Genomic DNA, 15,244 nt, shown 5'->3' with positions numbered 1-15,244 from the left:
AGAATTAAAATGTAGGAAATATATGATATTAACTTCGCTTAACCTGTATCAATATCGACTACCGCTCGACGTATTATTGCCCGTCGGCAAGCAACGTATCGATCACAGAGCGGGATTAGTATTACAAGCCTGTGCCAGCGCTAATCTTGGTGGCGAGCATAGACAAGTCGAAGTTGAAATTTCCCCACTCTCTGGCATAGATGTCGATGAACAAGCCTTGATGGGGTTCAGCCGTGAAACACTCACTCAAGTGCAAACGGCTTTGACTGGATTATTACCCCAACTCTGCGGTCAGCATATTGATACATTGCTAGAATGCGCCGAGCAAAGTCCGTACCCTTCTTTGGCCTTTGGTTTAAGTCTGTTACAAGCCAAGTTAATGGGCAAACTCGATGCCATCCGTCCACAAACGGCTACAGTCCCTTTGATTTATCATCCAACGGATGCGAGCAGAGACTTGCTCGATAGCAAAATTGCCGCCCTTGGCTGTAATGTTCGTTCGGTGAAAGTCAAAGTCGCGCAAACTTCAATCGAAGATGAACTAAGCCTGATTTATGGCATTTTACGTACCCGCCCCGATCTCAAATTGCGTTTGGACGCGAACCGAGGGTTTACACTTGAGCAAGCAATCGAATTTGCCGCTTGCTTGCCCCTAGATACCATAGAGTACATTGAGGAACCTTGCCTGAATCCTCATGATAATCATGAATTTTATCAAGCAATTGGTATACCCTACGCCCTCGATGAATCGCTCAACGATCCAGAATACCAGTTTGTAATGCAAAATGGCCTGACTGCGCTTGTCATCAAACCTATGCTGCTCGGCAGTATCGAAAAACTAGCTAATTTAATCGATACGGCGCAAAGCTATGGCGTACGTTGCATTATCAGTTCGAGTCTAGAGAGCAGTTTAGGCATTAATGATCTGGCCCATTTAGCCGCGATTCTCACTCCCGATGAAATCCCTGGGCTCGATACCCTCAGCGCCTTTAGCCAAGATTTAATCGTGTCATCGGGTAAAAAATACTGCCTCACACTCGCGCAACTTGAGCCAATTGCACTGCACGCCATTGATTCAATGCAACAAAATAATGATACAGCCAAAAGTGAGGGAAACGAGTTTGTCTAATGCCAGCCTATCAAAACCGCTTGCACTGTCACCCGTGCACCAAGCTGCGCTTGCGTTTCCACAACAGACAGCCATCAAGTTGGCGGGGCAAGACATTAGCTACTCAGAGCTTAGCCAGCGCGTTATCGCACTGGCTCAGCAGCTAAGCGCTGCGGGGATCTCAAACGGTGAGCCGCTCGCCTGTATTGCTAGCAATAATCTCGAGATGATTTGTCTCTATTGGGCCTGCATCGATATAGGAGTAATCTTTTTTCCTATCTCACCACGTTTCCCCCTCGCGCAGATCCAAGACTTAATTAATGAACATCAGATCCGCTATGTTTGGAGTGCTGAGGTTTGTGAACTACAGAATTGTCATCACTTGCGCTTAAATTTTAATCGCATTAGCAGTGACTTAGCCCAGCCTGTCGACTTTACTCGTCCAGCTAATGTGATTTTAACTTCAGGCTCTAGTGGCTTTCCCAAAGCGGCGGTGCATTGCTTAGCGAATCATATTGCCAATGCCGAAGGTGCCCGCAGCTTAATCCCACTCGAACAAGGTGATGCCTGGCTACTCTCCTTGCCCTTATTCCATATTGGCGGTCTTGCGATATTAAACCGCTGTGCCTTAGTCGGTGCCAGTGTTGTCATACCAGATCAAGCGCTTAGCCTTGGTCAGCAGATTGACCAAGATCAGTTGACTCACATATCTCTCGTTCCCACACAACTGAGCAAGTTACTCGCCGATACGAGCAGCAAGCTTAAAAGTATCAAAGCCTTATTACTTGGTGGCGGCGCAGTCTCAATCGACTTACTCCAACAACTTAAGCAACGCAATATCGCCAGTTACACCAGTTACGGCATGACGGAAATGGGCTCGCAGATCACCACAGGTCACGCTTTTAGCGACGGCAGCAGTGGCAAATTACTCCCCAAGCGTGAGCTTAAAATCGAAGATGGTGTGATTTTGGTACGCGGCGCATGCCTGTTTATGGGCTATCTCACCGCGGATGGAATACAAAAGTGCGTTGAACAAGACGGCTGGTTTTACACCAAAGACATGGGCGAATGGGACGAAAATGGTAATCTGCGCATTCATGGCCGCGTCGATAATATGTTTATCTGCGGCGGCGAAAACATCCAGCCAGAAGAAATCGAAGCCGCGCTTAAACAGCACCCACAAATAGATGATGCTATCGTTTTCGCCATCCCCGATGCACAATTTGGCAGTCTCCCCGCCGCCATCATTCGCGGCAGTTTAACCCACCACCCAGAGTCGATTGCAAGTGAACTCGAATTGTTCCTCGCCGACAAAATCGCCCGCTTCAAACGCCCAAGACAGTATTATGTATGGCCAGAAAATCATGAGCAGGCAGGGCTGAAAGTAAATAGAAAAGCCTTGATAGCTAATCTTGTTAAACACTGATTTATCATCAACGTCATCAAGCCAAATTTCACCCATAAAAAAACCTGCCGCAGCAGGTTTTTTTATGGTTAAGTTACAATCATTTTACACGTGATGTGACTTAGGCTTCCATACAAGCTTTTAGCTTGTTCATGGCATTTTTCTCAAGTTGGCGAATACGTTCGGCCGACACTTGATAAGTCTCTGCAAGTTCTTGCAGTGTGGTTTTATCGTCATCTAACCAACGAGCGCGCAGAATATGCTGGCTACGTTCATCTAAGGTTTTGATGGCCGATAATAAACGACCTTGAGCATTGGATTCCCAGTTGTCGTTTTCAATATTTTCCGCTAAATCCGATGAATGATCTTCCAAATAATGGACGGGGGCAAAATCATGCTCCTCGTCTTGATCATTGGTTAAATCAAATGCCGGATCTTGCGCTGCCATACGTGATTCCATTTCGGTCACATCGGCCTTAGACACACCTAAATTTTCAGCCACCATAGTGACTTCTGCATCGCTGAACCAACCTAAGCGTTTTTTCGCTTTACGGATATTAAAGAACAACTTACGTTGTGCTTTAGTGGTCGCGACTTTAACAATGCGCCAGTTTTTCAGCACATATTCATGAATTTCAGCTTTGATCCAGTGCACAGCAAAAGACACAAGACGCACGCCAACATCGGGATCGAAGCGTTTAACCGCTTTCATCAAGCCTATGTTGCCCTCTTGGATCAGGTCTGCCTGTGGCAAACCATAGCCTGAATAGCCCTTTGCAACGTGCACTACAAAACGTAAGTGCGACATAATCAGTTGCTTCGCAGCTTGTAGATCACCAGTTTCCTGTAAACGCTTGGCTAACTCATACTCAGCCTCAGCGTCCAGCATGCTGATGCTAGTCACTGAATGGATATAAGCTTCTAGACTACTGGCGCCCTGTGGGACTGTCAGTGCCATTGATTGCGTTTGAAAGGTCATTCACTCTCCTACATTTATCAGACTACTTAACGAGTGCATTCTTAGGTTCAACAACAAAATACCCTAAGAATAAGCTCACGAACTATCGGCTAATTGACAGAGTATGTCAACCTCAGCTCGTTTGCAGGTACCCTTTTTACCTCGCTGAAGTAGACATTGCAAGTGAACAAAAGTTCATTACTCAGCATTTTTTTCGTCACTTTTTTTAGTTTAATCGACTGATTATTATGAAGGTTCAATCGACCGTAAATGCTGACGTACAGACAAATACGAACCTAACCAACCTAAAAATGAGGCAAGTCCAACCAATTGCAGCAGTTCAATAAAAGTGAGTGATTTCATTTCAAGCTGACTGCCATACAAGCCCAACAGCTCGGCAAGAGCCGAATCGAGATACCACACTAATAAGTTAATGATAAGCCAAGCCAATATGCCACCAATGACACCATACCAAATCCCAGTGTAGAGGAATGGACGCTGAATAAAGGCTTCGGTTGCCCCAACGAGCTTCATCACTTCAATTTCGCTGCGCCGATTCATAATCGCTAAGCGAATCGTATTACCTATCACTAAGACCACGGCCAGCACGAGTAACGCGGCAATCGCCATCACAGTACGTTCGAGTAGACGCACTACCGCCTGTAACCGTTCTAACCATTCGATATCTAAACGGCCAAAGCTAATCTCAGGCTCGCGCTCTAGTTTAGTTAAGAGTTCACGGGCGCCCACTGGTGTTGAGTAACGCGGCGTAGGCGTAACGGTAATGACCGCGGGCAAAGGATTTTTATCTAAATAGGCCAAGGCCTCACCAAACCCAGATAAGCGTTGGAATTCTTCTAGCGCTTGATTTTTATCTATGTATTGCACTTTATCCACTTCGGGATATGTCCGAATGCGCGTCAGCAGGCTCTGAATCGTTTGTTCACTACGATTATCGTCGATAAACAAGGAGATCTCTGCCGCGCTGTTCCAGGAACTGGTAATGGTCTCGGCATTTTTAACTAACACTTGCAATGCTGCAGGCAAACTTAGGCTCACACCTAAGACAGCCATGGTCATCACAGAGGATATTGGGTTGCGCCAGAGTTCTCCCATGCTAGCCATTGCTTGCTGCGCATGGCGAATAAAAAACATCACAATCCGACCAGACAGAGGCAGCTTGCTGCGAGTTAATTTTGCGCTATCGCTCATTGCCCTTCACCTCTATTCGTCGGTGCACTGCGAGTGTGCACATTAGGATGCAACTCTTGTGCACCTAACATACGGCCCTGTTTAAGGGTAAAAGTGCGATATTTCATTCGTGCGATAAGACCTAAATCATGGGTGGCGATTAATACGCTGGTTCCCGCATCATTAAAGGTTTCAAACAGACGCAAAATATCCATAGATAATTTAGGATCTAAGTTACCCGTAGGCTCATCGGCGAGTAGTAAAGGCGGTTTATTCACAATCGCACGGGCAATGCCAACACGTTGCTGTTCACCGCCGGACAACATAATCGGGTTATGCCGCTCCTTGCCATATAAACCCACCATGTCGAGTGCACCCGCTACACGCTTACGGATTTCGCCATGGGAGAATCCCTCAATCACCAGTGGTAAAGCCACATTGTCGAACACACTTCGGTCCATCAATAGGTGATGGTTCTGGAAAATCATCCCGATATTGCGGCGCAAATAAGGCACATGTTTAGGGCTGACTTTGGCGATATCGTGACCGTTAATCGCGACGCGCCCCGTTGTTGCCCGCTCGATTACCGTGATTAATTTCAACAGCGTACTTTTACCCGCCCCCGAGTGGCCGGTTAAAAATGCCATTTCACCTTGCTGTAGATGAAAATTCACATCCTCCAGCGCCATTTGGCCGCCAGGATAAATCTTACTGACCTGCTGAAAATCAATCATAAATTAGCTATCCGCTTTTTCTTGAGTGAACAAGGCATCGATAAATTCTTTCGAATTGAAGGTACGCAAATCATCAATTTGCTCACCCACACCTATGTAACGGATCGGAATATTAAACTTATCAGCAATCGCAAATACCACGCCGCCCTTAGCCGTTCCATCTAACTTGCTGATGGTAATACCCGTTACACCTACGGCTTCCTGGAATAATTGTGCTTGGCTAATCGCGTTTTGCCCTGTGCTCGCATCTAATGTCAGCATGACCTCATGTGGCGTATCTGGGTCGAGTTTCTTCATCACTCGCACGACTTTCTTCAATTCTTCCATCAAGTGCGCTTTGTTCTGTAAACGACCAGCAGTGTCGGCAATCAATACATCCACTTTACGCGCCTTGGCCGCTTGCAAAGCATCGAACAACACAGAGGCACTATCGGCACCAGTATGCTGGGCAATCACGGTAATATCATTACGTTGACCCCAAACCTGTAGCTGCTCAACCGCTGCAGCACGGAAGGTATCGCCCGCGGCTAACATGACTGACTTACCTTGGCTCTGATATTGTTTGGCTAATTTGCCAATAGTGGTGGTTTTACCCACGCCATTAACGCCAACCATTAAGATAACAAATGGGCCATTAGCATTGTCTGGCACTAACGGGATAGCGACAGGATCGAGTGTTTTTTGCAACTCATCCCGCAGTAATTCATATAAAGCTTCGGCATCTTTAAGCTGCTTACGTGAGGCATGCTCTGTCAAATTCTTGATTAATCGCGTAGTGGTTTCGACACCAACGTCGGCGATTAATAATTGTTCTTCGAGTTCTTCAAACAGATCGTCATCGATTTTCTTGCCGCGAAATAGGCCGATAAAACCACTGCCGATATTCTCACTGGTACGCATTAAGCCACGTTTCAGGCGAGCAAAGAGCCCTTCCTTAACGGGTCTAGCCTGCGGCTCAGGTTGTAATTCAGCAACTGCTACAACAGCTTGCTCAGTTTCAGCTTGTTGCTGAACTAAAGCCTCTGCTTGCTCACGTGCCAGTGCTTCGCCAGCGAGTTGTTCTGCCGCTAAGGCTTCAGCAGCATGCTGTTCGGCGGCCAAACGGGCAAGTTCAGCTTGTTCCGCTGCGAGTAATTCTGCTTCTAGCTGAGCGGCAACTACACGCGCCGCCTCTGCTTGAGCTAATTGCTCTGCGGCGGCTTGCTCAACCGCTAACTGCTGTGCTGCCAATTGTTCTGCGATGCGTTGCTCTGCTTCTAACTGTGCTTCGGCTAACTTCTCTGCAGCATGCTTTTGTGCACTAAGTTGTTCAGCAGCCAAACGTGTCGCTTCAGCTTGCTGATTAGCAAAATGCAACGATTCAATTCGGGCATGCTCAAGGGCGAATTGCTCGGCTTCGGCTTTTGCCTGTGTTTGTTCGGCCGCTAACTGTTCTGCAGCCTTTTTTTCAGCATGAGCTTCGGCCTCGATGGCCCCTTGTGCCTCTACTTGTTCCTGCGCTACACGCTGTGCTGCATCAGTATCTTGTGTTGGAGTAACAACTGGCGTTTCAGCGACGACCTCATCTTGTGACTTATCTTTACGAAACCAAGAGAAAAAACCTTTCTTTGCCATGTGTGATTCCAGCGCTCTACTTCAGTATTGAATTTTGAATAAGACCCTGATGTTATACCAGATTGCCTCGGCAATTACGCCCAAAAAGTCGGCAATTAGCTAAGCTCAGTTAGCCTTCTCACCTTTTAGTGAGACTTTGATATAAAATAGCGGCCTTTATTAAGGTGGCACAGTCTACCACTTTCTTTCTTCAGGCAAAATCACGGGGGCACTTTGGTTAATCATCGAACGGTCAAAAATAATGTGACCATGGGTCAAACAGCCAAAAATAAACCCGGCAGTGGACAAGTGCGGATCATCGCAGGCCAATGGCGCTCGCGTCGTCTACCTATCCAAGATCTCGAAGGTTTACGCCCGACGACAGACAGGGTTCGCGAAACACTCTTTAATTGGTTGGCTAATGATTTAGTCAATGCACGTGTACTCGACTGTTTTGGCGGTAGTGGTGCTTTAGCTCTCGAAGCCTTGTCCCGCTATGCCAGTTTCGCCAAAATTATCGAGTTGCAACGCGGCGCAGCCATGCAATTAAAAGAAAATCTACAAACCCTTAAATGCGATAAGGCCGAAGTGCTCAATGCTGATACGTTAGTGGTACTGCAAAGGGGCTGCGAGCAAGGTTTCGATGTGGTGTTTATCGATCCCCCCTTTCGTAAGGGATTGGCAGAAAAGACGATTCAACTGCTAGATACTCAAGGCTGGCTCAATGATGGTGCGCTGATTTATGTCGAAATCGAGTCTGAATTGCCGCAACTTGCTATCCCTTCTCGCTGGCACGCCTTAAAAGAAAAGAATGCAGGGCAAGTGAGCTACCGTTTATATCAATATCACTCAGAAACCACTGTTGAGCCCATCGAAGATGAAAACCATGTCCTTATTAATTAACTTAGGTAAAGCCATCACTCTGATTGCTTGGTTGATGATGGCCTACAACTTAGTCATCCCCTTTGAAGGCAATGTGGCGATTACTTTAAATATCCTGTTTGCCATTACCTGCATGATGCATTGCTTCCAAGTCGCGATTTTCCACATGCTGTTTAAGACCTTGCTGCCATTAACGCAACAAGATTATCTACAAGTGTTTATCTTCGGAATTTTCAGCCTGTTAGCTTATCGGCAACGGGTGATGACTCAAGCGAATTAACCAAGCACACAGACAGCAAAAAGCCCTCAATTGAGGGCTTTTAAATGGTCAACTAGACGCTAAACCTTATCCTTTTGGATATGGGTGTGCTACGCCTTTATGGCAGTCAACACAGGTCTTTCTCGCGTCAGGTTCTTTCTTGAAGTTATTTGAGTGCATTCTTACAGCCATTTTGCTCATAGTTTCTGGCTGATTCTCGTAAATACGAGTGTGGCAATGCTGACAGTTAGCAGAATCGTTCGCACGGAAATAATTCAGCGCTTTATCCGCTTGTTCTTTACGATTTTCATCTAACCAGGCTTGAGTGTTAAAGCCATCAATTGTCATGAAACCATATAAATCTTTAGATACGATGATTTTTTTGATCAAATAATCGACTGGACCATGGGGTAAGTGACAGTCTTGACACTGAACCGTAATCCCCGCTTTGCCGCCGCCATGGGCAGAAGCCAACACTTCATCCTTCAGCGAATGATTGCTATGGCAAGACATACAGAACTCATCTGTACTGGTCGCGTGTAATGTTTGTTGAGTGGTAAAGTATCCCACAACACCCACTACAATACCGACGACCAGTAGCGCCAGGATTGAATATTTCGCGCTAGGTTTAAATAGTGCACGCCAGTTCATCACTCTATCTCCAAAATTGTCAAAATTAGTTTTTATAAGACTAGTTTATGCTCTTTCATTTATTAGAAATTTGATTTTAAGCCGAAATTTGCTGATTAAATTAACCTTAAAAGCGCAAAATGAGACTTAGCTCTAACTATTTGGACGTCATTTGGTAAAAACCGCTAGCTGAACTGTGATGCACTTTAACTAAAGCTAATGCAATCACCCGATAATCGCAAGTTACCGATTTTTTATAGTTAGGTTTTCCCTTGATAATCTAGAACTAGAAATTTATTTTCTAGAAAACAGAAATGTGATCACGCCAATGTTTATTGCACCTTAAGATTGAAGCAGAAATAAATGGTAAACGCAGGTAAGCCGAATAATACTGTTCGAAATGAAACTTTCTACGATCAATTTGAGTCTCTTAAAATACGCAGTCATATTCATGATAAGCCCGTTGAAGACAAAACTGCGAGTCAGAAATTATATTTGCTAATTTAGATTAATTAGATATTTAAATTGAGGCGTTAACTGAAATGTGAGTTAAATCATTACAGCTAAACATCGCTATGCTAGAATCGAGCCGTTCATCATTTGGAAGACTTATGCATCACACACTCGGTCGTTATTTTTTAGTCATATTCACTCTACTCGCACTCGTCGGGCAAAGTGTCGTGTCTAATGGTCACGCCATGGTGCCACACACTATGGATATGAGTGCGATGAATCATGAAGTTTCCTCCCAAATGCACCACGCTACAATGATGCAGATGGACACGGAGAACAGTTCTGACTCACATTCAATGGCCAACGCGGATTGCTGCAACGATAAAATGCTTCCCGGCGCGAAACAGCATTGCTGTGATGGCACCACATCATGTTCAAATGATTGTGGTCATTGTTTGACGATTTCAGTCGCTGGCACTCTATTCAGCCCACACCTCTGGCCAAGTGTGAGCATGAGCGATACTGCAATGGCCACTCCTATGCCTCATTTCCACTCTATCTCTTTGTCTTCGGCCTTTAAACCACCGATAGCCTAGCTCTACTTTGTGCTTATTGGGCAAATAAACCCTTAAAAAAGCCAAACGACCAAGCTAAAACGACAATGCTGTTAGCCCTAAGCTAACGCCCTATTTAGCCGTTTATTGTGGTGCCTTATCATTAAATTGTGCACCCGAGTCTAGCAAAACGTTGATTACTGAGCCGAATGCCAAATTGTGGCATCAATCCGTCTATCGAAGCGAACCGCTTTGATCCACTGTGCTCACTGACGTTTATGCGCTCGTATTCGGCCGTTAATCCGATGGAGTGAATAATATGAAAACACTAACTAATCTCGCCTTAATCGCATTCTTGCTGACCAGCACAAGCGTGTTTGCGACGGCCGCGCCGCACGCACATCAACACGACAATGCCAATCCACAGAAACAAGCCCATACCCATGTTTGCCCTATGCACCCTGAAGTGACTGGCAGCAAAGAGGATACTTGCCCTCAATGTGGTATGAACTTAGAGCCAAAGGCGGTAGAAGCAAAACCAGCTGAAGGTGCGGCAAAAAACGCCCACAAACACCACTAAGCTAGGCTGGAGATGAGGCATATGAATTCATTTAAAACCGTAAAAAAGCAGACCCCTAAAGCCGTACTGATCTTGAGTAGCTTACTCTTAGGTACGCCTTGGTTGAGCCATGCCCAACTGGCGAGCACACAAGAGCTCGTGGCGACCGAAGCTGCAGTAAATTCTGCAACAGCGCCTAAAAATAATTCGTTAAATCAAGTAAAAACTTACACTTGCCCTATGCATCCCGAAGTGCTCAGCCATGAGCCCGGTCGCTGCCCTAAGTGCAATATGTTTTTAGTTGAGAAACAAGATACCGCAAACTCTGCGGCCGAGCATGCACAGCATCAAGTCGCAGATCACCAAGCCTCTGAGCATGGGCAAATCTTGGCAGCGAAAGCGTCGAGTCAAGTATTCGACACCCCAACACCTAAGGCCGACAGTTTAGTCAAAGCTCAAAACCACGCGACAACAATCAAGTACGTTTGCCCTATGCATGCTCACATCATCAGCGATGTGCCCGGCACTTGCCCTATCTGCGGCATGAACTTAGAAAAAGTCGAAACGGGCGGCAATACCCAAGAAATCAATATCAATGTTTCCGGCAGTATGCAGCAAGCGCTGGCACTCAAAGTCGCCAAGGTTGAACGCGACACACTGTGGAAATTTGTCGAAACCGTCGGTCAAATCGATTACGACGAAAGCCAGATCACCCATATCCATGCCCGCGTCACTGGCTGGATTGAAAAGCTCATGGTCAAATCCGTGGGGGATACCGTCAAGAAAGACCAACTGATCTACGAGATCTACTCTCCCGATTTAATTAACGCCCAAGATGACTACCTGCTCGCCATGGACACAGCCAAAGCAAACGGCCAAGGCCGCTACAAAGATTTGGTGCGCAATGCGGGTTTACGCTTATCTTTCCTCGGTTTTAACGATAAGCAAATCAATCAATTAGCCGAGTCACATCAAACCCAGTATCGCGTACCTTTCTACGCCAAAGAGGATGGCATAGTTAAAGCCCTCGACGTTCGTGATGGCATGTACATTCAGCCTTCGACCGAAGTCATGTCCCTAGTGGATCTCTCTAAGGTATGGGTGATTGCCGACGTATTCGAGAATGAGCAAAGCTGGATTGCTAAAGGTCAAAAGGCCGAAATTGCCGTTCCCGCCATGAATATCAGTGGCATCGAAGGCACGATCGATTATATCTACCCTGAGCTTGACCCAGTCACTCGCAGCCTGCGAGTTCGAGTGGTTCTCAACAATGCCGACGTAGATTTAAGACCTAAAACCCTCGCGAAAGTCTCGCTATTCGGTGGCCCGAATAAAGATGTGCTCGTGATCCCGCAGGAAGCTTTAATTCAGACGGGTAAAGAAAACCGCGTGATCGTCAAACAAACCGATGACAGCTTTACCGCCAAGGCCATCACAGTCGGCATGATGAGCCAAGGTAAAGCCGAGATTATTTCAGGCCTGAATGAAGGTGAACGGGTGGTGATTTCGGGGCAATTCTTACTCGACTCCGAAGCCAGTCTCAAGGGCAGCTTAATGCGTTTAAGCAGCGGTCATCAGCACTAGGAGCGCGTTATGTTGAAATATATTATCGAGGCGTCAATCAGGCAGCGATTGATGGTGCTGATTATCGCCATCATGATCACTGTTTGGGGCGTACAGGAGCTGCGCAAAACGCCGCTTGATGCGCTGCCGGATTTATCCGACGTACAAGTGATCATTAAAACCCCTTACCCGGGCCAAGCACCAAAATTGGTTGAGGAACAAGTGACTTATCCCTTGTCGACTGCCATGTTAGCCGTACCTGGCGCCAAAACCGTACGTGGTTATTCCATGTTCGGCGACTCCTATGTGTATGTGATTTTTGAAGATGGCACAGACATCTACTGGGCGCGCTCGCGGGTACTCGAGTACCTGAGTCAAATTAGCAGCCGTTTGCCCCAGGGTGTACAACCTTCACTCGGCCCCGATGCATCTGGTGTCGGTTGGGTGTATGAATATGCGCTGGTCGATCGCTCTGGCAATTTAGATTTATCACAACTCAAAAGTCTGCAGGATTGGTATCTCAAGCTAGAGCTGCAAAGCGTGGCAGGCGTGTCTGAAGTTGCCACCGTCGGCGGCATGGAGCAAACCTATCAGATAGTGCTTGAGCCGGATAAAATGGCGATCTATAAACTCGATATCGCCAGCATTAAACAAGCGATCGATAAAGCTAATAGCGAAGCTGGCGGCTCAGTGATCGAAATGGCCGAAGCCGAATACATGGTGCGCGCCAAAGGCTATCGCCAGACGCTAGAGGATTTTCGTGAAATTCCCCTTGGTATCACCAGCCCTTCTGGTACAGGTTTATTACTCAAAGATGTCGCCACTGTGCGCAAAGGCCCAGCCTCACGCCGCGGTATAGCCGAACTCGACGGTGAAGGTGAAGTCGTTGGCGGAATTGTGGTGATGCGTTACGGCGAAAACGCCTTAGCGACGATAGATGCGGTGAAAGCTAAACTCGAAGAACTCAAAGCGGGCCTGCCCGATGGGGTTGAGATTATCCCAACCTATGACAGATCCCACTTGATTCTTAAGTCCGTCGACAACTTGTTTAGCAAGGTCGTCGAAGAAATGTTGGTGGTTGGCTTAGTCTGCTTACTGTTTTTGCTGCATGCGCGCTCCACACTCGTGGCCGTGATAACCCTGCCGCTATCCATCCTTATCGCTTTTATCGTGATGAATAAGATGGGTGTGAACGCCAATATCATGAGCCTTGGCGGCATCGCCATTGCTATCGGCGCCGTGGTGGATGGCGCGATTGTGATGATCGAAAACCTGCACAAGCATTTAGAACATTTCAAAGCCAAACATGATCGCGAGCCCGATACTAAGGAGCATTGGCGCATCGTCACCGAAGCGTCGATTGAAGTCGGCCCTGCGTTATTTTTCTCATTGATTATTATCACCTTAAGCTTTGTGCCTGTGTTCGCACTCGAAGCGCAGGAAGGTCGATTATTCGCGCCACTGGCCTACACTAAAACTTTCGCCATGGCAGCGGCGGCCTTTTTATCGATCACCTTAGTGCCGATTTTGATGGGTTACTTTATTCGCGGCAAAATTCCCAGCGAACGCAGCAATCCTCTCAGTCGCTTCTTGATCGCGCTTTACCAACCTTCGCTCAAACTGGTGCTTAAATTTCCTAAAGTCACCCTGATGTTAGCGTTAGTCGCGCTGGCCAGTGCTTGGTATCCCATGACCCGCATGGGTAGTGAGTTTATGCCCGCCCTTGAAGAAGGCGATTTGCTCTACATGCCAACGGCATTGCCCGGTATCAGTGCCAGTAAGGCCGCCGAAGTCTTGCAGCAAACCGACCGCTTGATTAAAACCGTGCCCGAAGTGGCCCGCGTGTTTGGCAAGGTAGGCCGCGCCGAAACCGCGACCGATCCCGCGCCGCTGACCATGCTTGAAACTACTATCATGCTCAAACCCCATGAGGAATGGCGTGAAGGCATGACCTTAGATGGCATCATTGCCCAACTACAGCAAACCGTCAAAGTACCAGGACTCACCAATGCTTGGGTACAACCCATCAAAACCCGTATTGACATGCTCTCGACGGGGATAAAAACCCCCGTCGGTATTAAGATCACCGGCGCCGATGTCAACGAGCTGCAAAATCTAGGGGCAGAAATAGAGGCCATCCTCAGTAGAGTGCCACACACTAAGTCAGCCTATGCTGAACGCAGTGGTGGCGGGCGTTATATCGATATCACCCCCAAACTCGATGTGGCCGCACGTTACGGTATGTCACTGCAAGATATTCAAGATGTCGTGCGTTACGCCATTGGCGGTATGGATATTGGCGAGTCGGTACAAGGGGCTGAGCGCTATCCCATCAACCTACGTTATCCCCGTGAGCTACGCGATAATATCGAAAAGCTGCGCGAACTCCCTGTGATCACTAAATCGGGAAATTATCTACCACTGCGAAATTTAGCGGATATAGAAATCACCGATGGCGCACCTATGCTCACCAGTGAAAACGGTCGCTTAATCTCTTGGGTGTTTATCGATATTGAAGGCACGTCTATCGGCGAATATATTACGACCGCCAAGAAAGCTTTAAATGCCGAACTCAAGGTGCCCCCGCGCTACAGCTACACTTTTGCAGGGCAGTACGAATATATGCAGCGGGTAGATGCAAAACTTAAGCAAGTGATCCCTATGGCATTAGCCGTCATCTTCATCCTGCTGATGATGACCTTTGGCTCCACCATTCAGGCCAGTATTATCATGCTCAGCCTCCCCTTCGCGTTGGTCGGCAGCACTTGGCTGTTATACCTACTGGATTACAACATCTCAGTGGCAGTCGCCGTCGGTATGATTGCCTTAGCGGGTGTAGCCGCCGAGTTTGGGGTAGTAATGCTGGTGTATCTCAATAACGCCATCAAGCACAGACAAGAGAAAGATAATTACCACAGCGTCAGCGACTTAAAAGAAGCGTTAATGGAAGGTGCCGTTATGCGGATCCGCCCCAAAGCCATGACAGTAGCGACCATCTTCTTCGGTCTACTCCCCATTATGTGGGGTGCAGGATCGGGTAACGATGTGATGCAGAAAATTGCCGCACCTATGGTCGGCGGCATGGTTACGGCCCCATTACTGTCACTGTTTGTACTACCCGCACTTTATCTACTGATTTACTCGCGTAAATTAAAGAAAGACGCGGCGTAATTGAGTGTACGGCGCTAGAACACCGATAAAAATCCCCTCAAACCATTAAAGTTTGAGGGGATTTTCTCATTCAATCAGATTAAAAATCTAATTTTACAACAGTGCCATATACCACTCTGGGTAAAATAAGCCTCTAAGTTTATAGCGCTTATGTGTACCATTGACTCAGTGCCACACAGAATTG

13 protein-coding genes are annotated in these 15,244 nt (G+C 47.1%); 8 read left to right on the top strand and 5 right to left on the bottom strand.

Going from position 1 to position 15,244, the window contains the following annotated elements:
* Positions 1–22 precede the first annotated feature (22 nt).
* Positions 23–1,129, top strand: a complete 1,107-nt coding sequence (gene menC / locus L5M17_RS11235) for an o-succinylbenzoate synthase (RefSeq protein WP_263147462.1) — start codon at positions 23–25, stop codon at positions 1,127–1,129.
* Positions 1,092–2,534, top strand: a complete 1,443-nt coding sequence (gene menE, locus L5M17_RS11230) for an o-succinylbenzoate--CoA ligase (protein ID WP_411568940.1) — start codon at positions 1,092–1,094, stop codon at positions 2,532–2,534. The genes menC and menE overlap by 38 nt, the downstream gene beginning before the upstream one ends.
* A gap of 100 nt (positions 2,535–2,634) precedes the next feature.
* Here the strand turns inward: menE and rpoH are convergent, their stop codons facing one another.
* From rpoH to ftsY, 4 genes are all read right to left on the bottom strand, one after another.
* Positions 2,635–3,492: an RNA polymerase sigma factor RpoH gene (gene rpoH / locus L5M17_RS11225; protein ID WP_006079635.1), complete on the bottom strand. Its 858-nt coding sequence runs from the start codon at positions 3,490–3,492 to the stop codon at positions 2,635–2,637.
* 225 nt (positions 3,493–3,717) lie between these two features.
* Positions 3,718–4,683, bottom strand: a complete 966-nt coding sequence (gene ftsX / locus L5M17_RS11220) for a permease-like cell division protein FtsX (RefSeq protein WP_113940269.1) — start codon at positions 4,681–4,683, stop codon at positions 3,718–3,720.
* The gene (gene ftsE / locus L5M17_RS11215; protein ID WP_105250626.1) at positions 4,680–5,396 is read right to left on the bottom strand and encodes a cell division ATP-binding protein FtsE; all 717 of its coding nucleotides are present in this window, start codon (positions 5,394–5,396) and stop codon (positions 4,680–4,682) included. The genes ftsX and ftsE overlap by 4 nt, the downstream gene beginning before the upstream one ends.
* A 3-nt stretch (positions 5,397–5,399) precedes the next feature.
* Positions 5,400–7,010, bottom strand: coding sequence for a signal recognition particle-docking protein FtsY (ftsY, locus tag L5M17_RS11210; RefSeq protein WP_263147456.1), 1,611 nt, complete (start codon positions 7,008–7,010; stop codon positions 5,400–5,402).
* Positions 7,011–7,223: 213 nt separating this feature from the next.
* Between ftsY and rsmD the strand changes: the two genes are divergently transcribed.
* A complete protein-coding gene (gene rsmD, locus L5M17_RS11205) occupies positions 7,224–7,892 on the top strand; it encodes a 16S rRNA (guanine(966)-N(2))-methyltransferase RsmD (protein ID WP_263147454.1) in 669 nt (222 codons plus the stop codon).
* Positions 7,867–8,151, top strand: coding sequence for a DUF1145 domain-containing protein (locus L5M17_RS11200; RefSeq protein WP_263147452.1), 285 nt, complete (start codon positions 7,867–7,869; stop codon positions 8,149–8,151). The genes rsmD and L5M17_RS11200 overlap by 26 nt, the downstream gene beginning before the upstream one ends.
* 66 nt (positions 8,152–8,217) lie before the next feature.
* On the opposite strand, the gene L5M17_RS11195 is transcribed toward L5M17_RS11200, so the two are convergent.
* Complete coding sequence (locus tag L5M17_RS11195; protein WP_105250630.1) at positions 8,218–8,781, bottom strand: NapC/NirT family cytochrome c; 564 nt, start codon at positions 8,779–8,781, stop codon at positions 8,218–8,220.
* 590 nt (positions 8,782–9,371) lie between these two features.
* On the opposite strand from L5M17_RS11195, the gene L5M17_RS11190 reads away from it, so the two are divergent.
* The 4 genes from L5M17_RS11190 (at position 9,372) to L5M17_RS11175 (ending at position 15,060) form a co-directional block, all read left to right on the top strand.
* Positions 9,372–9,809, top strand: a complete 438-nt coding sequence (locus L5M17_RS11190; RefSeq protein WP_168827238.1) for a hypothetical protein — start codon at positions 9,372–9,374, stop codon at positions 9,807–9,809.
* Positions 9,810–10,086: 277 nt separating this feature from the next.
* Positions 10,087–10,347 carry a heavy metal-binding domain-containing protein gene (locus L5M17_RS11185; RefSeq protein WP_263147449.1) on the top strand — a complete coding sequence of 87 codons (261 nt, stop codon included), beginning with the start codon at positions 10,087–10,089 and terminating at the stop codon, positions 10,345–10,347.
* A 21-nt stretch (positions 10,348–10,368) separates the two neighbouring features.
* Positions 10,369–11,910, top strand: coding sequence for an efflux RND transporter periplasmic adaptor subunit (locus L5M17_RS11180; RefSeq protein ID WP_263147446.1), 1,542 nt, complete (start codon positions 10,369–10,371; stop codon positions 11,908–11,910).
* A gap of 9 nt (positions 11,911–11,919) precedes the next feature.
* Positions 11,920–15,060: an efflux RND transporter permease subunit gene (locus L5M17_RS11175; RefSeq protein ID WP_263147443.1), complete on the top strand. Its 3,141-nt coding sequence runs from the start codon at positions 11,920–11,922 to the stop codon at positions 15,058–15,060.
* Positions 15,061–15,244: the final 184 nt, after the last annotated feature.

Origin of the sequence: Shewanella sp. SW24 (genome assembly GCF_025653395.1) — a bacterium.
GTDB classification, from domain to species: Bacteria; Pseudomonadota; Gammaproteobacteria; order Enterobacterales; family Shewanellaceae; genus Shewanella; species Shewanella oncorhynchi.
The sequence above is the reverse complement of the archived record's forward strand: the minus strand, read 5'-3'. Positions and strand labels throughout refer to the sequence as shown.

What these genes read in the sequence shown, in the direction of transcription:
- rpoH (WP_006079635.1), bottom strand. Translation starts at nt 3,492, where the DNA reads ATGACCTTTCAAACGCAATCAATGGCACTGACAGTCCCACAGGGCGCC.
- L5M17_RS11190 (WP_168827238.1), top strand. Translation starts at nt 9,372, where the DNA reads ATGCATCACACACTCGGTCGTTATTTTTTAGTCATATTCACTCTACTC.
- menE (WP_411568940.1), top strand. Translation starts at nt 1,092, where the DNA reads ATGATACAGCCAAAAGTGAGGGAAACGAGTTTGTCTAATGCCAGCCTA.
- ftsE (WP_105250626.1), bottom strand. Translation starts at nt 5,396, where the DNA reads ATGATTGATTTTCAGCAGGTCAGTAAGATTTATCCTGGCGGCCAAATG.
- ftsX (WP_113940269.1), bottom strand. Translation starts at nt 4,683, where the DNA reads ATGAGCGATAGCGCAAAATTAACTCGCAGCAAGCTGCCTCTGTCTGGT.
- L5M17_RS11175 (WP_263147443.1), top strand. Translation starts at nt 11,920, where the DNA reads ATGTTGAAATATATTATCGAGGCGTCAATCAGGCAGCGATTGATGGTG.
- L5M17_RS11195 (WP_105250630.1), bottom strand. Translation starts at nt 8,781, where the DNA reads ATGAACTGGCGTGCACTATTTAAACCTAGCGCGAAATATTCAATCCTG.
- ftsY (WP_263147456.1), bottom strand. Translation starts at nt 7,010, where the DNA reads ATGGCAAAGAAAGGTTTTTTCTCTTGGTTTCGTAAAGATAAGTCACAA.
- L5M17_RS11180 (WP_263147446.1), top strand. Translation starts at nt 10,369, where the DNA reads ATGAATTCATTTAAAACCGTAAAAAAGCAGACCCCTAAAGCCGTACTG.
- L5M17_RS11200 (WP_263147452.1), top strand. Translation starts at nt 7,867, where the DNA reads ATGAAAACCATGTCCTTATTAATTAACTTAGGTAAAGCCATCACTCTG.
- menC (WP_263147462.1), top strand. Translation starts at nt 23, where the DNA reads ATGATATTAACTTCGCTTAACCTGTATCAATATCGACTACCGCTCGAC.
- L5M17_RS11185 (WP_263147449.1), top strand. Translation starts at nt 10,087, where the DNA reads ATGAAAACACTAACTAATCTCGCCTTAATCGCATTCTTGCTGACCAGC.